The following is a 21,585-nucleotide window of genomic DNA, read 5'->3' as shown; positions in this document are numbered from 1 at the left end:
GCGGCCGCACACGTTTTGCCCGCCCATGCCGGGCGTTACCGCAGGTAGGGGTGGAGCGGGCGCCCCAGGCCGGCTTGGACGCCTGGCTTCCACATGGTCGTACGCGCACGTAACGTCCAGATCCGTGACCCCACACGCACCCAAGAGCGACCCACCGCAGCTGTACGGCCGCGGTGCCGAGCTGCGGGCGGCGGCGGCCGTGACCGCGTCGCCGGGCACCGGCACCGGCACCGGCACCGGCACCGGCGCCGACGCCGTTGTCGTAGTGACCGCCGCGCCCGGGCTCGGCCGCACGGCCCTGCTCGCCCACACCGCCCGCGCCTTCCGCGGCGGACCCGTCCTCCGTGTCCAGGGCACCCGCGCCGAGACACACCTGCCCCACGGGGGTGTGCACGCCGTACGGTGTGCCGCGGCCGCCCTGCGAGGCGGCCCGCCCGGTGACGTACCGGCCGTCGCGCCCGGCCCCGGGGTGCTGCTGGACCTGCTGCGCGACACGGCCGGGGGCGCCCCGCTGCTCGTGTGCGTGGACGACGTCCATCTGTGGGACGCCGCCTCGCGGGCCGCCCTCGGGTTCGCGGCCAGGCGGCTGCACGCCGCGGGCCCGGTGTCCCTGCTGCTGACGGTCGCGGGGCACCGCGCCGCCGACCCGCACCTCGCGGGGCTGCCGGCACTCCGCCTGCCGCCGCTGCCGGACGCGGACGCGGGCGCCCTCCTCGACGAGCTGACCGCCGGCCGCACGGCTCGTGCCGTCCGCGCGGAACTGCTGGACGCGGCGGAGGGCAACCCGGCCGTGCTGCACGCCCTGGTGCGCCGCCTGTCCGCCGCCGAACTGAGCGGGGAACGGGCGCTGCCGTGGCCCCTCCTCGACGCCGAGGTGGTGTGCGGCCTGGTGGACGACGGCCCGGACGGACCGGTGGCCGCCCACCCCGACCTGCTGCTCGTCGCGGCCGCCGCCCAGCAGCCCGACCCCGACGGTGCCGGCGTCCGTCGCGAACTCCTCCTCGAAGCGCTGACGTTGACACGTGTCGATCAGCCAGGGACGCCAGGGACGCCGGGAACGCCGGGAACGACGGGAACGCCGGGAACGCCGGGAACACCAGGGATACCGGGAACACCGGGGATACCGGGAACGCTGGGGCCACCAGGGGGCGCGCTCCCCGCCCGGCAGGTGCCCGGGGTGCTGGTGCCGGCCGGTGACCGGCTGCGCTTCACCAGCACACTGCTGCGCAAGGCGGTGTACCTGGGCGCCCGTCCGGAACGGCGCCGCGCGGCCCATGCCGCCCTGGCCCGTGCCGCTCAGACGCACGGGGACCGGCTCGCCGCGCTGACGCACCGGGCCCTGGCCGTGCCGGGTCCCGCGCCCCTGGCGGCGGACGAGCTGGCCGCAGTGGCCGAGGATCCGCGCATTCCGGCCTCGCCCCGGCAACGGGCCGCCGCCCTCGCGTGCGCCGCGGAACTGACGGCACACGCCGCCGTCCGCGCCGAACGCCGCACCGCCGCGGCCGGACAGGCCCTGCGCGCGGGCCGCCCGGCAACGGCCCGCCGCCTGCTCGCCGCGGCCCGCACCGACCCCGCCCCCGACGAGGTGCGCGGGCGGGCGGAACTGCTGCACGGACTGCTGGAGCTGGGCGACGGGCCCGTCCTGGACGCCCACGAGTCGCTGCTCTGCGCGGGAACCCTGCTCGCCGCCCGACATCCCGCACAGGCACGGGCCGCCCACCTCGCCGCCGCGGACGCGGGCTGGGCGGCCGGCGACATGACGGCATGTCTCACGGCCCTGACGGCGGACGCCCCCACCGCCGTACGCCCTGCCGTGGGCACCGACCGTGGCGAGCGGGACCGGCGCGATGCCGAGGAGGACTACCGTCGCGGCATGCTCGCCCTGCTGGAGCAGCGTTACGACCAGGCCGTGCGGCCACTGCGGCGCGTCGTGGAGCGCGCCGCGCGCCAGGGCGACCCGGAGACGTTGCTGCGGTCGGCGGCGGCCGCCCTGCTGATGGGCGACGTGACCACCGGCTGCCGGGCCGGCGCCCGCGCGCTCGCCGCGGCACGGGCGCGGGGCCCGGCCTCCCTCGTACCGCGCGCCCTGGAGTACCTGGCCTACGCCGAGCTGCGCGCCGGACGGCACGCCGGCGCCCGGGCGCACGCCGAGGAGGGACTGCGCGCCGCGCACCACTGCGGGCAGCGCAACTCGGCGGCCCACCACCGTGCCGTCCTGGCCCTGGCCGCGTCGATCGAGGACGAGGCCGAACTCGTCGCCGAACAGGCGGAAGCCGCGCTGGACACCGCCCGGCGGCACGGGCTCACCCAGGCGGCCACCCTCGCCGAGTGGGCGCTCGGCCGGGCCGACCTGGGCCGGGGCCGTCCCGCCGAGGCAGCCGCCCGGCTCGGTCCCCTGGTGCGTACCGACTCCCGCCACGGCCACTTCGCCGTACGAATGCTCGCCATGCCGTGCTACGTGGAGGCCGCCGTCCTCGCCGGGCGGCCGCAGGAGGCGGGCGCGGTCGTCGAGGAGTTCGCCCTGTGGGCGCACTTCGGCGCCGACCCGCAGGCACCCGCGCTGCTCGCCCGCTGCCGCGCGCTGCTGGCCCCGCCGGACCGGGCCGACGCGCTGTACCTGGACGCGCTGGCCGTGCACGACGCCGTGGGCGGCGACTTCGAACAGGGCCGCACCCAGCTGCTGTACGGCAAGTGGCTGCGCAGACGGAGACGGCTCAGGGAGGCGCGCGACCGGCTCACGGACGCCCTGGTCGCCTTCGAACGGTGCGGTGCCGGGGCGTGGGCCGGGCAGGCCCGCGGCGAGCTGCGCGCCATCGGCGCTGCTCCGGTGGGGGAGAGCCCCGAGGAACTGTCCCGGCTGACCCCGCAGCAGCTGCGGATCGCCCGGCATGTGGCCGAGGGCGCCACCAACCGCGAGGTGGCGCTGATCCTCTCGGTCAGCACCCGCACGGTCGACTACCACCTGCGCAATGTCTTCGCCGCGCTCGGTGTGCGGTCCCGGGTGGAGCTGGCACGCATGATGGAGAAGCGCGGTCAGACGGAAAACCGCGGTCAGATGGAAAAGCCCGGCGCACGACTCTAGGGACCGACCGGACGGTATGCCATTCTTCGGGGGCAGGACGAGCTCAGGCGGCGGCCACGGCCACGGCCACGGGCCGACGCGGGCCGGACCGTGTCCGGCCGCGCGGCCGGCGGCCGGCGCGCACGCCGCAGCACACCGCCCCAGGGAGGACCGCGATGCAGCCCGCCGTACGGACACGTGGCGCGACCCGCCTCGGACCGCCCGACGTTCCGCCGCCGCCTCCCGTGCGGCTCCGCTCCCGCACCGACGCGGACGCGCGCCGGGTGCTCCACCGCGCCGCCCGGTCCCTGATGAACGGCGTGCCGGAGCTGACCGACCGGCTCGTGACCGCCCTGCAGGAGCAGCAGCCCGCCTACCGGGCCGCCCTGCGCAACGACCACGCGGCCACCTGGCAGGAGGCGCACCGCTCGCTGAGCCACAGCATCGCCTCCCTCCTCGACCCCCGCGGCACCCGTGACGCGGCCCGCCGCTGCTCCTGGCGGATCGGTGCCGAGCGCGCCGAGCAGGGGCTGCCGCTGGACGCCCTGCTGCATGCGTTCCGGCTCGGCGGCTCCCTGGTGTGGCAGGCGCTCGTCGAGGAGACCTCCAGGACCGCCCCCGGCGACGTACGCCTGCTGGTGCACGTGGCGGCGGACGTGTGGAACTTCGTGGACGAGCACAGTGCCCTCGTCGCCGAGTCCTACCGTCAGACGGAACGGCGGCTCAACCGGCGCCGGGAGAACCGGTCGCGGCTGCTGGCCGCGGCGCTCCTCGACGGGACCAGCCGGATCGCCGACCTGCCCGAGGCCGCCGAGGCGCTGGGCCTGCCGGAGGACGGCCGGTACGCCGTCGTGGCCGTGGCCGGCGGCGCCCTGTCCGGCAGCGCGGACGTACGGTCCGCCGCCGTGCCCGGGGGCCTGCGGACGCACTGGCACACCGGCGTGGACGTCGACCACGGCATCGTCCTGGTCCCGTCCGGGCAGGACGAGCTGCCGGACGCCGGGCCGGCACGCGACCGTCCGGCCGGAGTACGCATCGGGATCGGTTCCGTCGTGGACGGCCTGGCCGCGCTGGGCGACGCCCGCCGGCTGGCCGACCTGGCGCTGGGCCTGTGCCCCGGGGAAGGGGGCCGGGTACGGCTGTGCGAGCGGCTGCCCGCGGCGCTCGTCGTGTCCAGCCCCGAGCTGGGCCGGGCGCTCGCCGAGCGGGCCCTCGGCCCCCTGCTCCGCCTCGAACCCGCCGACCGCGACCTCCTCCTGGACACCCTGACCGTATGGCTGGACTGCGACGGCTCGGCGCAGCGCGCGGGGGAGCGGCTGTACTGCCACCGCAACACCGTGCTCAACCGGCTGCGCCGCTGCGAGCAGTTGACGGGCCGTTCCCTGTCCCGCCCCGCCGACATGGTGGAACTGAGCCTGGCCCTCACCGCCCGCCGGCTGCTGCCCGAGCGGTAGGGGCGGATGCAGGGGCGGACCCGAAACCCGGCCCGCCGGGCGGCCGGCGACGGACCGGCGTGCGCTCGGGCACCCGCCGGCGGACCGGCGGGTGCCCGGACGTTCGGCTCAGGCCGTGTGCAGGGTCAGGCCGTAACGGTTGAGGATCTCGTTGACGGGCTGATGCCAGGTCTCGCCGCCGCTCGCGCAGTTGCCCCAGCCGCCGGAGGTGACGCCCTGGGCCTGGTCACCGCTGATGAAGGAGCCGCCCGAGTCGCCGGGCTCGGCGCACACGCTGGTCTTGGTCATCTGCCGCACCGCGCCCTGGCTGTAGTTGACGGTCTCGTTCTTGGCGAGCACGGTGCCGCAGTGCCAGTGCGTCGTCGACCCCGAGCGGCAGACCGACGCGCCGACGGGCGCCTCGGCCGAGCCGCGCACGAGCTGGTCGGACACCGTCCCCCAGCCCAGCACGACCGGAACCGTCCACCAGCCGCTGCCCACGCTCACCCAGGCGTAGTCGTTCTCCGGGAACGAGGAGCCCTGGAAGGTGCCGATGTGGGTGCCGTCCCAGCCGCGCACGGCCGCGCCCGCCCCGCCGCAGTGCCCGGCGGTGACGAAGCCCCCGTGCACCGAGAACCCTATGGAGCAGCGGACGTTGCCCGTGTAGTACGGGTCCCCGCCGACCGTCCCGGCGGCGAACGTCCGCGGCGCCGACGCGACTTCGGCGACGGTGACGGGACCGGCCTCGCGGGCGCGGGCCACGAAGCTCCGGACATCGTTGTCGGACCGCTGCCCGGCGACGACGTTCACGACGACCGCGCCGGCCTCCGGATCGGTGTGCCAGCTGCTCACCCCCTCGGGCGCGGACAGCGCGTCGACGCGCCGCTTCGTGGCGTCGAGTTCGCGGGCGCTGTGCGGCGCGGTGCGGACGGCCGCGCCCGTGGCGCGGATGGCCCGTACGGCCGCGGGGGAGGCGCCTGCGGTGACGGCCACGGTCAGCCTGCCGCTCGCCGCGTCGAACCAGGACCCGCCGTACGCGGCCCCGGCCGTGCGGCGGACCTCCGGTTCGAGGGCGGTCGCCCGCTGCTCGTCGGCCAGCCGGTCCTCGGCCTGGGCCCGCGTCAGACCGAGGTCCCGTTGCATGGCGGAGAGGAGCCCGGCGGAGGCCGGTGCCTCATCGGCCGTACTGACCCTGATGGGTGAGGAGCCGTCGCTCGCGGAGGCCGGCACGGTCGCGGCGGCGGCCCAGGTGCCGAGCACGAGAAGCGCGGCCAGACCGGTCTGCCTGAATCGGTTGCGTCTCAAGGTGGTTGCCCTTCGTCGTTCCGGTGAGGTGGGAAAACAAGGTGGGGGAAGCGGGACCGGGGAAGCGGGACCGGGGAATCGGGGTGCCTGATGCGTCCGGTGCCGGGTATCCGGCGACCTACGGGAGGTGGTCCGGCGTGGTGCTGGCGCGTGGAGTGAGTGACGACCCCGAGGCGTGGCTGTGGGCGCTGGGCGCGATCGCGCTCTACGCCCTGATCAGCTTTGGGCTGGAGTACCGGAGCCGCCGTCGGCGCGGCGCGCACGACCCGGCCCGGGAGGCCCTCCATGAGCTGAAGGACCGGGAGGACCCGCAGTCTCCGGGGCAGTACTTCGTCAGCCGCATGATCATGCTCGGGGGCGCCGCCGCCACCGGCCTGGTCGCCTGGGCCGCATCGGGGGTCGTCCGCCCGGTGGCCGTCGCGTTCACCGCGCTGGTCGCGGTGGTCGCATGGGCTTACTACGACCACCGGGCCCAGGGGCGGGCCGCCCGGCGGTGACGAGCCGGGCGACGACGGGTCCGCGCGAAGCGTCCGGCGGACTCGGCCGGACTCAGCTGAACGGATCGAGCGTGAGCTGGGCCTGCTGTGGACTGCCGTCGTGGACCAGGGACTCGTGGTGCCCCACGTCGTCGAAGGCGAAGGCGTAGGCCCTGCCGTCCGCCATCCGCTCGTGGATCGCCCGGGCGTAGTGGTTGGTGACCCCGTCCCGGTAGAAGTTCGCCGAGGTGGCGTCCGGCTGGTTGGCGTTGACGAGGAGCGTGGACCGGTTGAAGCCCGCGCACAGGGTGCGGGAGATCGGGCCGCGCACCTGGTCGTTGGGCGCGTCGAGCAGCCGGTGGCAGCCGAAGACGCTGTCCGCGTCCGGCTTCTGGAAGCTGGTGACGACGGCTCCGGCGCCGTTGGTGAAGTTCATGACGCCGCCCGAGACCCTGCCGTAGTACTTGACGGAGGGCTGGTCGGTGAAGGGGGTCACCGTCAGGGTCGTCGTCGTGTACTTCTGCCAGACGCGGTTGATGTAGTCGTCCATGACGTTCCTCGGCAGGGCGCCGGTCTCCAGCCCGTACAGCGGCGAGAGCGCGCGCAGGACGGTGCCGTCGGAACGCGTCTGGATCAGGTTGCCCCAGCCGCCCGGCTGTGCGCGCAGGGCGTTGAGGACCCCGTTGTAGCCGCCGGACTTGAGGTGGCCGGTGGTGGCCGTGCTGCCGTCGGCCCGTCGGACCCCCACCGCGTAGGGCGCGGAGAACATGTCGACCTGTGTGCTGTTGAGCCACAGGCCGGAGTCGTTGAGGGTGTACTCCGACCAGTTGAAGAGGATGTCGCGGTTGGGGTCGCTGGGGTTCTGCACGGCGGGCTGCACCAGACCGCCGGTGGTCAGTCTGAAGTCGAGCTTCCGCCCGTACGAGAAGTAGATCCGGCCCGACAGCTTGGGGATCCGGATCGTCTTCGCCTGCCCGGCGGCCGGACCGGGGATGGAGGCGTCCGGTGCGGGCGTGGGCGGGTTGCCGCCGGCGGGCCACGCGTGGAAGACGCCGTTCGCGTCGGCCCAGCCCTGCCGGCCCGTGGACAGCTCCGTACCGAGGACGTAGACGTGGACGGCGTCGCCGCGGCCCGAGTTGTTGGTCACCTGCAGGGGGATGGTCGCGGGGACGGCGGCGGCCGCCCGGGCCGGTGGGGCCGAGGCCGGTGCGCCGATTGCGAGGGCGGTGCCCAGAACGGCTGCCGCGGCCGTTGTCAGGGCTCTGTGCTTGCCGAGTGCTCTGAGTGCTCCGAGTGCTCTGAGTGCTCCGAGTGCTCCGAGTGCTCCGAGTGCTCCGAGTGTCACTCTCCTACCTCCGCGCGAACTCGCTTGCGTGTGGGGGATGCGGTTCGTCTCAACTGAGAGCGCTCTCAGAGTTGCGCTGTAACGTGTGCATGTCAATGGGGTGCGCGCGGTGGACGGTCCCTCATGTGCGGCGAGGAACCGTCCTGAGCCGGAGGCGGACGCGTCAGGCGGACCGGAACGTACGGCCCAGCAGGTCCAGCAGCGCCGCCCAGTGGCGCTCGGCCGCCTCGTGGTCGTACGCGGCCGTGTCGGCCTGGGTGTAGCCGTGGTGCGCGCCGGTGTAGACCTCGCAGCGGTGCCGGACGCCCGCCGCGGTGAGTGCGTCCTCCAGCCGCTGGATCTGCTCGGGAGGCAGTGACGCGTCCTGGTCGGCGTGGCCGAAGTACAGCTCGGCGGTGATGCGGTCGGCCGACAGGTGCGGGCTGTCCGGGGCGTCGGTGGCCAGGTTGGCGCCGTGGAAGCCGGCCGCGGCGGCGACCCGGCCGGGGTAGTGCCCGGCGGTGCGCAGGGCCAGGCCGGCGCCCATGCAGTAGCCGGTGAGGGCGACGGGCCCGGACACCGTCAGCGGGCTCGCGTCCAGCCAGTCCAGATACGCCCCGGCGTCCCGCACGACGAGCTCGGGCGTGAGCGCCTGCATGACCGGGGCGAGCCGCGCGAAGATCTCCGGGCGGCTCTTCGGGTCGATCGGGTCCGGCAGCTCGACCAGCGGGGCACGCCCGTGCCGGTAGAAGACGTTGGGCACCAGCACGGTGTACCCGGCCCCGGCCAGCCGGTCGGCCATCCTCTTCAGATGGGGGCGCACGCCGAAGACGTCCATGTAGAGCAGCACGGCCGGGTGGGGGCTCCCGTCCGAGGGATGGGCGAGATAGGCGTCGGCGGTCCCGTCCGGGGTCGGGATCTCCACGGTTGTTCCCTGTACGGCGGTCATGGCGCGGCTGCCTCTCCACGGTGTGCTTCGAAAACGTTCCCCGCCGGACCGGGACCCGGTGCGGCGGGGTCTTGATCATCCTGACACGGTGGAACCAGCGCCGCGCGACCGGCTCCACCGAGCCGGGGGATCAGTTGACCCAGGAATCAGTTGACCCGGGGATCAGTTGACCCGGGGATCAGTGGTTTCCGGACCGGGACCCGCGGACTCCGTCATGGACTCCATCAGGGACTCCATCACGCATTCCATCGAGGGTGCCTCCATCCCCTCCAGCGGAGCCAGCCGCTCGCCGCGCCGGAACGCCGCGTCGAAGGCGTCGTCTCCCAGTGCCTCGCGCGCCCGCGCCGTCGCGCGGTCCACGTCGCCGCGTTCGGCGAGGGGCAGCGGGGCGCCCGTGGAGGCGCGGGCGGCGGAGGCGGCGCCCAGCAGCAGGGCCGCGTGCTCCGCCGCGCCCGCGAGGGCGGCCGCGCCGGCCAGGCCCTCCACGGCCAGGGCGACCGCCCGGGGGTCACCGGTCGAGCGGGCCGTCGCGTACCCCTCCTCGTGCAGGGTCCGCGCCCCCGCTGCGTCGCCCCGCAGTTCGGCGATGTAGCCGAGCTCGGCCAGGACGAGCGCGTTGGCGCCGTCCAGGCCGACGTCCCGGTGCCAGGCGTGTACGGTCCGCAGACGTTTCTCGGCCTCGTCGAGCAGGCCCTCGCGTCGCGCGACCAGTCCGAGTCCCAGCTCGGCGTTGCTCTCGCCCGCGCGGAAGCCCAGCTCGGTGGCGGCGCGACGGGCCCGCTCGTGCTGGTCCCGCGCCTCCGCCAGGTCACCGGTCAGGAGTGCGATGCGGCCGAGCCCCGCCACCAGGTCGACCGCCTGGGTGGACAGCCCGAACTCCTGTGCCGTCGTCAGGGCGTCGCGCTGCAGCGCGGCCGCCCGTGCGTAGTCGCCGTGGATCTCGGCGACCGACGCGCGCGGGTACACCGACCACAGCTGCCCGGACGCGTCGCCGACCGTCCCGAACAGCTCCGTGCTGCGCGTGGCGTCCCCCTCCGCGCCCGCCAGGTCACCGCGGAGCAGCCGCTGCACCGAACGGTCGGCCAGCGCCGCCGCCTCGCCCCACCGGTCGTCCAGTTCGCGGAATCCGGCCAGCGCCCGCTCCGTGAGGGACTCGCCCGCCGCCATGTCACCGGTGCCGCACAGGGCGTGCGCCAGGAACCACCGCGCCCACGCGAGCCCGGCGGCGTCGCCGGCCGCCCCGTACTCCTTCAGCACCGCATCCATGCGTGCCGCCCGGTCCTCGCCGTCGCCGCTCAGGACGGCGATGCCGACCTGCCACACCCGCACCCGGGCCCGCAGTGCCGCGTCGCCGCCCGCCGGGCGCAGCGCGGCCGTCACGGAGCGCCGTGCCTCGCCGAGTCTGCCGCGCAGGATCCAGTACCAGGCGAGGGCGTCGACGAGCCGCAGCGCGCGCTCCGCCGCACCGCGCTCCAACGCCTGTTCCAGCGCCCGGCGCAGGTTGGCGCTCTCGGCGTCCAGCCGGGCGAGCGCCTCCCGCTGGCCGTGCCCGCGCAGCCGCGGTCCGGTGCGGACCGCCAGGTCGAGGTAGTACATGAGGTGCCGGTCCCGTACCGCCGCCGTTTCACCGGCCTCGCCGAGCCGCTCGACGCAGTACGCCGCCACCGACTCCAGCAGCCGGTAGCGGTCGCCCGCGACGACGACCAGCGACCGGTCGACCAGCCGCACCAGCAGATCGAGCACCTCGTCGACGCCGTCCCCGGCGCAGACCTGTTCGGCGGCCTCCAGGGTGCAGCCGTCCGCATGCACGGCGAGCCGCCGCAGCACCACCCGCTCGGGCTCGGTCAGCAGTTCCCAGCTCCAGTCGATCATCGCGCGCAGGGACTGCTGCCGTGCGGGCACCCCCCGTCGCCCGGCGCCCAGCAGCCGGAACCGGTCGTCCAGCCGCTCCAGCAGCCGGTGCACCCCGAGTGCCCGTACGCGGGTGGCGGCCAGCTCCAGGGCGAGCGGGACACCGTCCAGCCGACGGCAGATCGACTCGACCGCGCCACGACTGTCGTCGTCGAGCACGAAGCCGGGTGCGGCCGCCGCCGCCCGTACCGCGAAGAGTCCGACCGCTCCCCGGAGGTCCAGGGGCGGCACCGCCCACAGGGTCTCCCCGGCGAGAGCGAGGGGCTCCTGACTGGTCGTCAGGACGGTGAGTCCGGGAGCGGTGCGCAGCAGCAGTTCGACCAGTGCGGCGGCCTCGTCCACGACGTGCTCGCAGTTGTCCAGGACCAGCAGCATCCGCTGGCCGCGCAGCGCTTCGGCGAGCCTTCCCCGTAACCCTTCGGGCAGCAGAGGCGTCCCCGGCCCCGTTCCTCCCGCGGCCGCTCCGGTCTCCCCGTCGGGCCGTACGCCCCACATGCCGTCGTCGCGCAGCCCCAGCGCGGCGGCGACCACCTCGGCCAGGTCCCCGCCCGTGCCGGCGCCGACGAGTTCCACCAGCCACTCGCCGTCCGGGAAGGTGCCCTTCACCTGCTCGGCGACGGCCAGGGCGAGCCGGGTCTTGCCGACCCCGCCGGGACCGGTGAGGGTGACCAGCCGCCGCCCGGCGAGGAGTTCGCGTAGCTCGGCGACGGCGCCGCCGCGTCCGACGAGGGTGCTCAGCGGGGCGAGGATGTTGGTGCGCGGGGTGTCCGCGGAGGTGCCCGGACCGATCTCCTGCCGCAGCAGCGCCCCGTGCAGCTCCACCAGCCCGGGACTCGGGTCGATGCCGAGTTCGTCGGCGAGGCGGGCGCGCAGGTCCTCGTACCCGGCGAGTGCCTCGCTCTGTCGCCCGGCCCGGTACAGCGCCCGGAGCTGCACCGCGCGCAGCCGCTCGCGCAGCGGATGACGTTCCACCAGCCCGGCCAGCTCGCCGACGAGCGCCGCGTGTTCACCCGCCTCCAGACGCGCCTCGGCGCGCTCCTCCACCACGGCCAGCCGGTCCTCCTCCAGCCGGTTCACGGCCGCCCGGGTGAACGGCTCCGCCGCGAAGTCCGCGAACGCGGGACCGCGCCACAGCGCCAGCGCGTCGGCGAACAGCCCGGCCCGTACGCGCGGGTCCGGCGCCGTCCTGGCCCGCGCGGCCAGTTCCGCGAACCGCTGGGCGTCCAGCGCGCCGTCCGGGACGACCAGTTGGTAGCCGGGTGCGCGGGAGACGACGAGGTCACGGCCGCCCGGCTCCGCCTCGCCCAGGACGCGCCGCAGCTGGGAGACCTTCGCCTGCAGGGCGCGCAGCGGATTGCCCGGCGGTTCCTCGCCCCACAGGTCGTCGATGAGCCGGTGCGCGGAGACCGGCCGTCCCGGGTCGACGAGGAGGGAGGCGAGCAGCGCCCGCACCTTGAGTTCCGGGACGCGGACCGGTCTTCCGTCGTCGGTCCACACAGCCGTCTCACCCAGCACCCCGTATCGCATGGGGCCCACGGTAACCCCGGCGCGGCGCACCCGAACATGCCATAACACCGTCCGAGCCGGACCCGAGACGCCGGGCCGCACAGTCTTCCCACGCCGACAACCGAGGCACGGAAGGAACGGAGAAGGACGATGGAACGACAGGAACGACAGGAACGACAGGAACGACAGGAACGACGGGAACGACAGGAACGACGGGAACGACAGGGGCGACTCACCGGCAGGACGGCGCTGGTCACGGGTGGCAGCCGCGGCATCGGCCGCGCCATCGCCCTCCGCCTGGCGGCCGACGGCGCACGGGTCGCCGTGCACTACGCCGCCAACGAGACGGCGGCGAAGGAGACGGTGGCCGCGATCGAGGCGGCGGGCGGCAGCGCCTTCTCCTTCCGTACGGAACTGGGCGTGCCGGGCGACGCGGACGCGCTCTGGCAGGCCTTCGACGAGCAGCACACCGGGGACGGTCTGGACATCCTGGTGAACAACGCGGGCATCGCAGGCCCCGGCCTGATCCACGAGGTCTCCGAGGCGGACTACGACAAGGTCTTCGCCGTCAACGCCAAGGCGCCCTTCTTCATCATCCAGAAGGGACTGGACCGGCTCCGCGACGGTGGCCGCATCATCAACATCTCCTCCGGCGTCACCAAGGTCGCCTTCCCCGGTATGACGTCGTACGCCGCGTCCAAGGGCGCCGTCGAGGTCCTGACCCTCACCCTCGCGCAGACTCTCGGCTCGCGCGGTATCACCGTCAACGCCGTCTCCCCGGGCACGATCGAGACCGACATCCACCCCTGGATGGCGGACCCGGCCGCGAAGGCGCATGCCGCGGGATTCTCCGTCTTCGACCGGGTCGGGCAGCCGGACGACGTCGCCGACGTCGTCGCCTTCCTCGCCTCGGACGACGCCCGCTGGGTCACCGGCCAGAACATCGACGCCAGCGGCGGCTCCGGCCTCGGTGTCTGAGGGAGTACGTCATGAGGTACGCCATGCCGCGTCCACGGGCAGCACGGCACACCCTGCTGGTCCTGGCCCATCCGCGCCCGGACTCCCTGACCGCCCAGGTCGCCGCCCGCCTGCACGCCCGTATCAAGGACGGCGGCGGCACCGTCGACCTGCTAGACCTCTCCGCCGAGGAGTTCGACCCGCGTCTGACGCCGGCCGACGAGCCGGACTGGGAGGACCGGGAGAAGCGGTACTCGCCCGAGGTCCACGCCCACATGGACCGGATCGCGGCGGCCGACGACATCCTCGTCGTCTTCCCGGTGTGGTGGTTCTCGGTGCCGGCCGTCCTCAAGGGCTGGATCGACCGGGTGTGGAACTACGGCTTCGCCTACGGGCGCAGCAAGCCGCGCCTGGCCGGGAAGCGGATGCTCTGGCTCGGCCTGGCGGGCGGTTCGGCCCAGGAGTACGACGAGGCGGGACTCGCGACCGCGATCGACATCCAACTGCGCGTGGGCGTCTCACAGTTCTGCGGCATCACGGACTCGGCGGTCCGCCTGCTGCACGGCACGGAACTGTCGGGCACACCGGAGGCGCTGCGGCCGGAAGGGGTCCGGCAGGTCCTGTCGGCCGCGGAGAAGGCGGTGGACGCGGAACTGCCGGCAGGTGCCGGACCGCGGGCTGACCGCACGGGACCGACCGGACCGACCGGACCGACCGGACCGACCGGACCGACCGGACCGACCGGACCGACCGGACCGACCGGACCGAAAACCTGAACACCACCACCGCACACACATCGAGCGGAGTCCATCGAGCGCCCCCATCGAACGCTTCCACCGAACCGGTACGACGAACAGCGCTCCACCGCGGCCACCCCGGCCGGCCCCACGGGCCACCGGGGTGGCCGCGGTCTTTCCGCGTACCCGCCCACCAGCCCCGACCTGACCCACCCGACCTGACCCACCCGACCTGACCCACCCGACCTGACCCACCCGACTTGCCCCCCGGGCCCGGCCTGACGAGGCCCTTCCCGACGAGGCCCGCCCCGGCATCCCGGCCGGTCGTCACCGCAACAGCGGCAGAACACCACCCGAACCGGATCCGAAGTGCCGTGCCGCACGGTATGGCCATGACTTCCCGAACACCGTCCCAGACCCCCTTGCGGGCGGGCGCCCGCCAATGGCTGGGCCTCGCCGTCCTGCTGCTTCCCGTGGCCCTGATGACCGCCGACCTCGGCGTACTGTGGCTGGCCACGCCCTTCCTGACCGCCGACCTCCGCCCGACCGGCACCGAGCTGCTGTGGATCACCGACATCTACGGGTTCCTGACCGCCGGCACGCTCGTGATCATGGGTACGCTCGGTGACCGCATCGGCCGCCGCAAGCTGCTGGTCATCGGGTCGGCCGGGTTCGTCGTGGCCTCGTTCGCCGCCGCGTACGCCCCTGACCCGCAGACGCTGATCGCGGCCCGCGCACTGCTCGGCGTGGCCGGGGCGGCCGTCCTGCCGTCGACGCTCTCACTGATCAGCCATATGTTCGCCGACCCGCGCCAGCGGGCCACGGCGATCGCCATGTGGGTGACCGCGCTCTCCGTGGGCCTGGCCGCCGGACCGATCGTGGGAGGCGCGCTGCTGGACAGCTGGTGGTGGGGGTCCGTCTTCCTGATCGGCGTTCCGGTCATGGTGCCGGTCCTGGCCGTCGCCCGGATGCTGCTGCCCGAGTACCGCGACCCGTCGGCCGGGCGCCTGGACCTGCTGAGCGTGGCACTCTTCCTGCTGGCGGTGCTGCCCCTGGTGTACGGCGTCAAGAGCGTGGCCGGGCACGGCCCCGACGCGTCGGCGGCGGTGGCGTTCGCCGCGGGACTCGCCTTCACCGTCGTCTTCGTACGCCGCCAGAACCGGCTGCGGACCCCGTTCCTGGAGCTGCGCCTGTTCCGGCACCGGGCGTTCACGGGTGCGCTGCTCGCCCTGCTGCTGGGCATGACCGCGCTGAACGGCGTCGAGTACCTCGTACCGCAGTATCTCCAGGCGGTGGCGGGGCGGTCGCCGCTGGAGGCCGGACTGTGGCTGCTGCCCGGTGCGGCGGGGCTGGTGGCCGGCTCGCAGCTGACGCCGGTACTGGCGCGACGCGTCCGCCCGGCGTACGTGCTCTCCGGCGGCCTGCTGGTCTCACTGGCGGGGTTCGCGGCGATGGCCCTGACGGACGGTGTCGTACCGGTGGCGGCCGCGCTGGCGGTCGTCATGTTCGGTGTGGCGCCGATCAGCGTGCTCGGTACGGCGCTGGCAGTGGGCTCGGCGCCGCCGGAGAAGGCGGGCGCGGCGGCCGCGACCGGCCAGACCGCGTACGACCTGGGGCTGGCCCTGGGTATCGCGGTCACCGGGAGTGTGGCGGCGGCCGTCTACCGCGGCGGCGTCCCGTCGGACGCCCCGGCACAGGCGCGGGACACGCTGGGCGCGGCGCTGGAGGCGGCCGGGCGGATGCCCTCGGACGGAGCGGACCTGATCTCCGCCGCCCGGGAGGCGTTCACATCGGGGCTGCAGACGGCGGCGACGGTGAGCGGCGTATTCGCCCTGGTCACGGTGGCGCTGGTGATGACGCTGCTGCGGCACGTCCCCCCGATCGCGGCGGGTCCGCAGGCGCAGGAGGAGCGGACGGAGACGGAGACGGAGACGGAACCGGGGGCTGCGGAAGCGGATGCCGAGCCCCGGGGCCGGGCGTCGGCGATGACCCACGGAGGACGCTGAATCCCCGGAACCGGCCTCGCCCCGCACAGGTCGCGCCCGCTCGATCCGGCCGGGGCCCGCCACCGACCGGAGCCCGCCACCGACCGGAGCCCGCCACCGACCGGAGCCCACCACCGACCGGAGCCCACCACCGACCGGAGCCCACCACCGACCGGACGACCCTCACCGATGCGGCGACTCGGATCGCGACGGGCCTGCCCGGTAGTGCACGGCACGGCCGTGAGGCCTGGCTACTGGCTGGCCCCCTGAGCCGGGCGCTGATGTCGCGGCGGATGCGTCGATTCCGCAAGCAGGGGTACCCAGACGCGCAGCCGTGATCGATCGGAGGTGGCCGGTGGCGCGGCCGGTCGGCTCATCAATCAAACAAGCGTCCGCATCCCGTCCCGTGCCCGCCACCCGGCGCACCGCACAGCCGAGCACAGCCCAAGGAGCACGATCATGACCGACGTTTCCAGCATGGGGTCCGGTCCCGGGGACGACCGGGAGAACCTCACCAACCGGCAGGGCCACCCGGTCTACGACAACCAGAACCAGCGCACCGTCGGCGCCCGCGGCCCGGCGACGCTGGAGAACTATCAGTTCCTGGAAAAGATCAGCCACTTCGACCGGGAGCGCATCCCGGAGCGGGTCGTCCACGCGCGCGGGGTGACGGCGTACGGGTACTTCGAGGCGTACGGCGCCTGGGGCGACGAGCCCATCGACCGCTACACCCGGGCCAAGCTGTTCCAGGAGCGCGGCAAGCGCACCGACGTGGCCCTGCGCTTCTCCACCGTCATCGGCGGCCGGGACTCCTCCGAGGCGGCCCGCGACCCGCGCGGCTTCGCCGTGAAGTTCTACACCGAGGACGGCAACTGGGACCTCGTCGGCAACAATCTCGGCGTCTTCTTCATCCGGGACGCGATCAAGTTCCCGGACGTCATCCACGCCCTCAAGCCCGATCCGGTCACCTTCGAGCAGCAGCCCCGGCGGATCTTCGACTTCATGTCCCAGACCCCCGAGTGCATGCACATGCTCGTCAATCTCTTCAGCCCGCGCGGCATCCCCGCCGACTACCGCCACGAGCAGGGCTTCGGCGTGAACACCTACAAGTGGGTCAACCAGCAGGGCGAGACCGTGCTGGTGAAGTACCACTGGATGCCCAAGCAGGGCGTGCGCAGCATGACCGAGGAGGACGCCGCCAACGTCCAGGCACAGAGCACCGGCCACGCCACCAAGGACCTGTACGAGGCGATCGAGCGCGGTGACTACCCCGAGTGGGAGCTGCTGGTCCAGGTCATGGAGGACCACGACCACCCGGAGCTCGACTTCGACCCGCTCGACGACACCAAGACCTGGCCCGAGCAGGAGTTCCCGCCCAAGCCGGTCGGCCGGATGGTGCTCGACCGGATGCCGGACAACTTCTTCGCCGAGAACGAGCAGATCTCGTTCGGCACGGGCGTGCTCGTCGACGGACTGGACTTCTCCGACGACAAGATGCTGGTCGGCCGCACCTTCTCGTACAGCGACACCCAGCGCTACCGGGTCGGCCCCAACTATCTCCAGCTGCCGGTCAACCAGGCCAGGAAGGCCCCGGTGCGCACCAACCAGCGCGACGGCCAGATGGAGTACTTCGTCGACAAGGACGGGGAGAGCCCGCAGGTCAACTACGAGCCGTCGCTGATTGACGGCCTGCGCGAGGCCGAGTACCCGACACATGACGAGCAGGGGCCCGAGATCACCGGCCGGCTCACCCGCAAGCGCATCCCGCGCACGAACGACTATCTGCAGGCGGGCCAGCGGTTCCGGCTGATGGAGGACTGGGAGCGCGACGATCTGGTGAAGAACTTCACCGACCTGCTGTCCCAGTGCGACCGGCCGGTCCAGGAGCGGATGATCTGGCACTTCTTCCTGGTGGAGAACGAGCTCGGGCAGCGCGTGGGCGAGGGCATCGGCATCGGCGCGGACGACGTGAAGCACCTGGAGCCGCTGGCGAGCCAGGACCTCACGGACGAGGACCGCGAACGCCTGGCGAACCTCGGCAGCAACCCGCCGCGTGACGTCCAGGGCCTCACGATGACGCACTGCGTCCCGAACGAACGGCACGTCGTGAACCGTTGACGGCAGGCCGCCCGTAGGCCGCTGCTGACCGCTCCGCCCGCTCCGGGCGGAGCGGTCACGCGCGCGCGACAATGATCCGTCCCCCTGGTGTACTCCCGGCCGACGTGGGCAGTAAGCGCTTGCCCGTCACTCGGCCACTGGCCACTGGGAGGACCGCCGTCGTGGCTTCACCGGAACGACCGCTCGACCACCGCTACCGGGACGAACACCCGATCCGTACACTCGCCTACCTGCTGCGCGCCGACCGATGGCGGCTGGCCGCCGCCGTCGTCGTGTTCACGGTCAAGCACAGCCCCGTGTGGCTGCTGCCGCTGATCACCGCGACCATCATCGACACGGTGGTGCGGCACGGCCCGATCGGCCAACTCTGGCTGAGCACGGGCGTCATCATGTTCATCCTGGTCGTCAACTACCCGCTGCACCTGCTCTATGTCCGCCTGCTGTACGGCAGCGTGCGCCGCATGGGCACGACCCTGCGCTCGGCGCTCGTCACCCGCATGCAGCAGCTGTCCATCGGCTACCACGCGCGCGTGAGCGCCGGTGTCCTCCAGGCGAAGGTCGTCCGGGACGTGGAGACCGTCGAGACGATGGTCCAGCAGACCGCCGAGACGGGACTCGGCGCGATCACCGTCCTCACGGGTGGCCTCGTCATCATCGCGGTGCGCACGCCGGAGTTCGTGCCCGTCTTTCTCGTCGTCGTCCCCGTCGCCGCGTTCCTCGTGGCCCGCCTCCGGGCACGGCTGCGCACCCACAACGAGCACTTCCGCCTGGAGGTCGAGACCCTGTCGTCCCGCGTCACCGAGATGACGCGCCTCATACCGGTCACCCGGGCCCACGGCCTGGAGGGCAAGGCGCTGCACCGTATGGACGGCACGCTCCGCCGGGTGCTGTCCTCCGCGATGCGCCTCGATCTGCTCAACGGCCGCTTCGGCTCCCTGGCCTGGGTGGTCCTCAACGTCGTCGGCGTCCTCGTCCTCGCGGGCGCGGCGCTGATCTCGTACTACAACGTCTGGGGCGTCACCCCGGGCGACGTCGTCATGCTCAGCGCCTTCCTGACCACCCTCACCAACTCCACCACCACCCTCGCGGGCCTCGCCCCGGTCATCACCAAGGGCCTGGAGTCCGTCCGCTCGGTGGGCGAGGTGCTCCAGGCCCCCGAACTGGAGGACAACGAGGGCAAGGCGGAACTGGACTCCGTACGCGGCGCCGTCACGTTCCAGCAGGTCGGCTACGCGTACGACGCCACGGAGCGGCCCGCCGTACGGGACTTCACCCTCTCCGTGGCGCCGGGGGAGACCATCGCCCTCGTGGGCGCCTCGGGCGCGGGCAAGTCCACGGTGCTCAACCTCGTCATCGGGTTCATCCGCCCGACCTCCGGCCGCCTGCTGCTCGACGGCGCCGACATGAGCGCCCTCGACCTGCGCACGTACCGCCGGTTCGTCTCGGTCGTGCCGCAGGAGTCCATCCTGTTCGACGGCACGATCCGCGAGAACGTGGCCTACGGGATGGACGACGCCGACGAGGACACGGTCCGCGCGGCCCTGCGCGACGCCAACGCGCTGGAGTTCGTCGACCGGCTGCCCCAGGGCCTCGACACCATGGTGGGCGAGCGCGGGGCGCGGCTGTCCGGCGGCCAGAAGCAGCGCCTCGCCATCGCCCGCGCACTGATCAGGGACCCCAAGGTGCTCGTCCTGGACGAGGCGACCTCCGCGCTGGACACCCACTCGGAGGCCCTCGTGCAGCAGGCGCTCGGCCGGCTGCTGCACGGGCGCACCACCTTCGTGGTGGCGCACCGGCTGTCGACCGTACGCGGCGCGGACCGCATCGTGGTCATGGGCGACGGCCGCATCCAGGAGATCGGCACCCACGAGGAACTGCTCCGCAGGGGAGGCGCCTACACGGCGCTCCACAGCGCCCAGGTGGCCTGAGGGGACGTACGCGCGGAGGGCGGAACACCGCGCCTCCGCACGGCAGACTGGTGCGGGCGACCCCGCCCCCCGGCCGGCGCTCGGTGGCGCCGGGCAGGAAGCTCGGTCGCCCGCACCGCCATCATGCCGGGCCGTCGGCGTCCTTGGCGATGCCCCGCGCCCACAGAACGAGCGGTACTTGGAGCGGCAGCCGGGCGAGGGCCGCGGTCCGCTGCGGTGCGGGACGGTCCCGCCAGTCGACCGCCATCTTGAGGTTGGCCGGGAACACCCCGACGAAGAAGGCCGCCGTCGCCCGCGCCGTGACCCGCCGGGTCCGGGGCAGCGCCAGCCCGGCCGCCAGGGCCAGTTCCGCGACGCCGCTCGCGTACGTCCAGGTCCGCGGTGAGCCCGGCAGGCTCCGCGGGACGATCGCGTCGAACGGCCGCGGCGCGGCGAAGTGCGCGACGCCGGCCGTGGCCAGCAGACCCGCGAGCAACAGGGGCGAGCGCTTCGAGCGGAACACGTCTCCTCCTTGCGGTGGCGGCCCGCGGTTGCGGGTCCGCCGCGCGATATTACTGGACGGTAAGCGCCGGTTGCGCCTGTGCCCCGGATCTTGGGACGGGTCCTGTTTGTGCCGCCACCCTGCGGATACTCGCCGAAGCCTCCCGCCGCCGCACATGGTCCGCGGACCGGTGCGGACACATGCGGGCGAGTACGGACGACGGACGAACGCGGACAGATCCTGGAGGCACACCGGTGAGTGAGCAGACACCGTCCCAGGCCGAGGGCGAACGGGACGACTCCACCGCCACGGAGGTGGAACGCGGCGCCGCCGGAGGGACGCGCCGGCAGGCCGAGGCGCCCCGGAGCACCCCCTCCCAGGCGGAGGGCGACCGTGGCGACGAGGAGAACGAGTAGACGGCGGCCGCTCGGCGCGCCGGACGAGTTCGGGAAGGAGCGAGCACTGTGGCGAACCGGGAACACGACCCGACGGAACATCCCGGGCGAGACGCCTCGCGGGGCCACGGATCCCGTGAGAGCACGGGCAAGGCGGCGAACCCCGCGGAAGGCGGGGAGGACCGCCGGGCCCCCATCGGCAAGGGCGACAACGCGGCGATGGCCGGCAGCGACGTGCAGCAGCCGGAGATCGCCGAGGGCCCCGTGGAGGGGCTGCAGCCGGGAGAGCGGGTGGAGCGCGGCCCCTGGCGCCCTCCGCTGGAGGTCGACCCGCCCAGCGGCAGCGGACTGCCCCGCGACGCGGCGGGCGAGCCGGATGCCGTACGCGAGCAGAAGAAGCGGGGCGGCCCCTGAGCCGGGGACACGGACACGGCCCGCGACGACCGGGAACGCCGGCCCGTGAGGCCGTGTATACGCGGCGGGCGCCCGGGTACCCGGGCAGCGTTTCCGGGAGCCCCCGCGAACGGACGCGACGGGCGCCGCCCGCGGAGGCCCGGACACGAACCGTGCACGAAGCGACGAGCACCGAACGAACGAAGCGACGAGCACCGAACGAACGAAGCGACGAGCACCTGACAACGGGGCCGCCGACCGCCCGGAACCCGCCCGGCCGCGTCCGTGCCGGACGACGCGCTCACGGGCGGCACGGCCCGCACACGACACACATCACATGACATCGAGGAGGATCCAGGTGACCAGCAACACCGAGACCGGCGGCGTGACCGGCACGGCGGACAAGGACTACAACCTCATCTGGTACGTCGAGGCCTGTCTGAGCAACGCGCTGCGTCTGGAGAGCTACATCCAGGACGCCGAGCGCGAGAAGGACCAGGAGGTCGTGGAGCTGTTCCGCAAGGCCCAGGCCGACAGCCGCAAGGGCGCCGAGATGGGCAAGGAACTGCTGCGCTCGCGACTGGGCGGCGGCTGAGCACGTCCGGCGCGGTTCCGTATCCGCGCGC

16 protein-coding genes are annotated in these 21,585 nt (G+C 73.8%); 11 read left to right on the top strand and 5 right to left on the bottom strand.

Going from position 1 to position 21,585, the window contains the following annotated elements; all coding sequences use genetic code 11:
* The first annotated feature begins 124 nt into the window (after positions 1-124).
* Together IE242_RS09110 and IE242_RS09105 are read left to right on the top strand one after the other, a co-directional pair.
* Positions 125-3,082 (top strand): LuxR family transcriptional regulator, encoded by a 2,958-nt coding sequence (locus IE242_RS09110; protein WP_229858539.1) that lies wholly within the window; start codon positions 125-127, stop codon positions 3,080-3,082.
* 155 nt (positions 3,083-3,237) lie between these two features.
* Entirely contained in the window at positions 3,238-4,515 is a 1,278-nt protein-coding gene (locus IE242_RS09105) for a PucR family transcriptional regulator (RefSeq protein ID WP_189857161.1), read from the top strand.
* A gap of 108 nt (positions 4,516-4,623) precedes the next feature.
* Here the strand turns inward: IE242_RS09105 and IE242_RS09100 are convergent, their stop codons facing one another.
* Positions 4,624-5,799 (bottom strand): S1 family peptidase, encoded by a 1,176-nt coding sequence (locus IE242_RS09100; RefSeq protein ID WP_189857159.1) that lies wholly within the window; start codon positions 5,797-5,799, stop codon positions 4,624-4,626.
* A 137-nt stretch (positions 5,800-5,936) separates the two neighbouring features.
* Between IE242_RS09100 and IE242_RS09095 the strand changes: the two genes are divergently transcribed.
* On the top strand, positions 5,937-6,296 hold the full coding sequence (locus IE242_RS09095) for a hypothetical protein (RefSeq protein WP_189857157.1): 360 nt from the start codon (positions 5,937-5,939) through the stop codon (positions 6,294-6,296).
* A 52-nt stretch (positions 6,297-6,348) separates the two neighbouring features.
* Here the strand turns inward: IE242_RS09095 and IE242_RS09090 are convergent, their stop codons facing one another.
* The 3 genes from IE242_RS09090 to IE242_RS09080 all read right to left on the bottom strand — a co-directional run bounded on the left by IE242_RS09090 (position 6,349) and on the right by IE242_RS09080 (position 11,986).
* Positions 6,349-7,533, bottom strand: coding sequence for a glycoside hydrolase family 64 protein (locus IE242_RS09090; RefSeq protein ID WP_189857597.1), 1,185 nt, complete (start codon positions 7,531-7,533; stop codon positions 6,349-6,351).
* 250 nt (positions 7,534-7,783) lie between these two features.
* The gene (locus IE242_RS09085; protein WP_189857155.1) at positions 7,784-8,548 is read right to left on the bottom strand and encodes a dienelactone hydrolase family protein; all 765 of its coding nucleotides are present in this window, start codon (positions 8,546-8,548) and stop codon (positions 7,784-7,786) included.
* A 162-nt stretch (positions 8,549-8,710) separates the two neighbouring features.
* Positions 8,711-11,986 (bottom strand): AfsR/SARP family transcriptional regulator, encoded by a 3,276-nt coding sequence (locus tag IE242_RS09080; RefSeq protein WP_189857154.1) that lies wholly within the window; start codon positions 11,984-11,986, stop codon positions 8,711-8,713.
* Positions 11,987-12,115: 129 nt separating this feature from the next.
* On the opposite strand from IE242_RS09080, the gene IE242_RS09075 reads away from it, so the two are divergent.
* The 5 genes from IE242_RS09075 to IE242_RS09055 all read left to right on the top strand — a co-directional run bounded on the left by IE242_RS09075 (position 12,116) and on the right by IE242_RS09055 (position 19,690).
* Positions 12,116-12,943, top strand: coding sequence for an SDR family oxidoreductase (locus IE242_RS09075; protein WP_229858536.1), 828 nt, complete (start codon positions 12,116-12,118; stop codon positions 12,941-12,943).
* An 11-nt stretch (positions 12,944-12,954) separates the two neighbouring features.
* Complete coding sequence (locus IE242_RS09070; protein ID WP_373299485.1) at positions 12,955-13,698, top strand: NAD(P)H oxidoreductase; 744 nt, start codon at positions 12,955-12,957, stop codon at positions 13,696-13,698.
* Positions 13,699-14,051: 353 nt separating this feature from the next.
* On the top strand, positions 14,052-15,665 hold the full coding sequence (locus tag IE242_RS09065) for an MFS transporter (RefSeq protein WP_373299484.1): 1,614 nt from the start codon (positions 14,052-14,054) through the stop codon (positions 15,663-15,665).
* Positions 15,666-16,103: 438 nt separating this feature from the next.
* Positions 16,104-17,762 (top strand): catalase, encoded by a 1,659-nt coding sequence (locus IE242_RS09060; protein ID WP_189857150.1) that lies wholly within the window; start codon positions 16,104-16,106, stop codon positions 17,760-17,762.
* Positions 17,763-17,923: 161 nt separating this feature from the next.
* Positions 17,924-19,690, top strand: a complete 1,767-nt coding sequence (locus tag IE242_RS09055; RefSeq protein ID WP_189857147.1) for an ABC transporter ATP-binding protein — start codon at positions 17,924-17,926, stop codon at positions 19,688-19,690.
* A gap of 121 nt (positions 19,691-19,811) precedes the next feature.
* Here the strand turns inward: IE242_RS09055 and IE242_RS09050 are convergent, their stop codons facing one another.
* The gene (locus IE242_RS09050; RefSeq protein WP_189857145.1) at positions 19,812-20,192 is read right to left on the bottom strand and encodes a DoxX family protein; all 381 of its coding nucleotides are present in this window, start codon (positions 20,190-20,192) and stop codon (positions 19,812-19,814) included.
* 233 nt (positions 20,193-20,425) lie between these two features.
* Here IE242_RS09050 and IE242_RS09045 point away from each other — a divergent pair, with 233 nt between their 5' ends.
* From IE242_RS09045 to IE242_RS09035, 3 genes are all read left to right on the top strand, one after another.
* Positions 20,426-20,587, top strand: coding sequence for a hypothetical protein (locus IE242_RS09045; protein WP_189857143.1), 162 nt, complete (start codon positions 20,426-20,428; stop codon positions 20,585-20,587).
* Between the two features lie 48 nt (positions 20,588-20,635).
* Complete coding sequence (locus tag IE242_RS09040) at positions 20,636-20,980, top strand: hypothetical protein (protein ID WP_189857141.1); 345 nt, start codon at positions 20,636-20,638, stop codon at positions 20,978-20,980.
* Positions 20,981-21,317: 337 nt separating this feature from the next.
* Entirely contained in the window at positions 21,318-21,554 is a 237-nt protein-coding gene (locus IE242_RS09035) for a hypothetical protein (RefSeq protein WP_189857139.1), read from the top strand.
* The last annotated feature ends 31 nt before the right edge of the window (positions 21,555-21,585 follow it).

It is taken from the genome of Streptomyces poonensis (assembly GCF_014650915.1).
GTDB lineage: Bacteria > Actinomycetota > Actinomycetes > Streptomycetales > Streptomycetaceae > Streptomyces > Streptomyces poonensis.
Note: the sequence above shows the minus strand (reverse complement) of the source record. Positions and strands in the feature narration are given on the sequence as shown.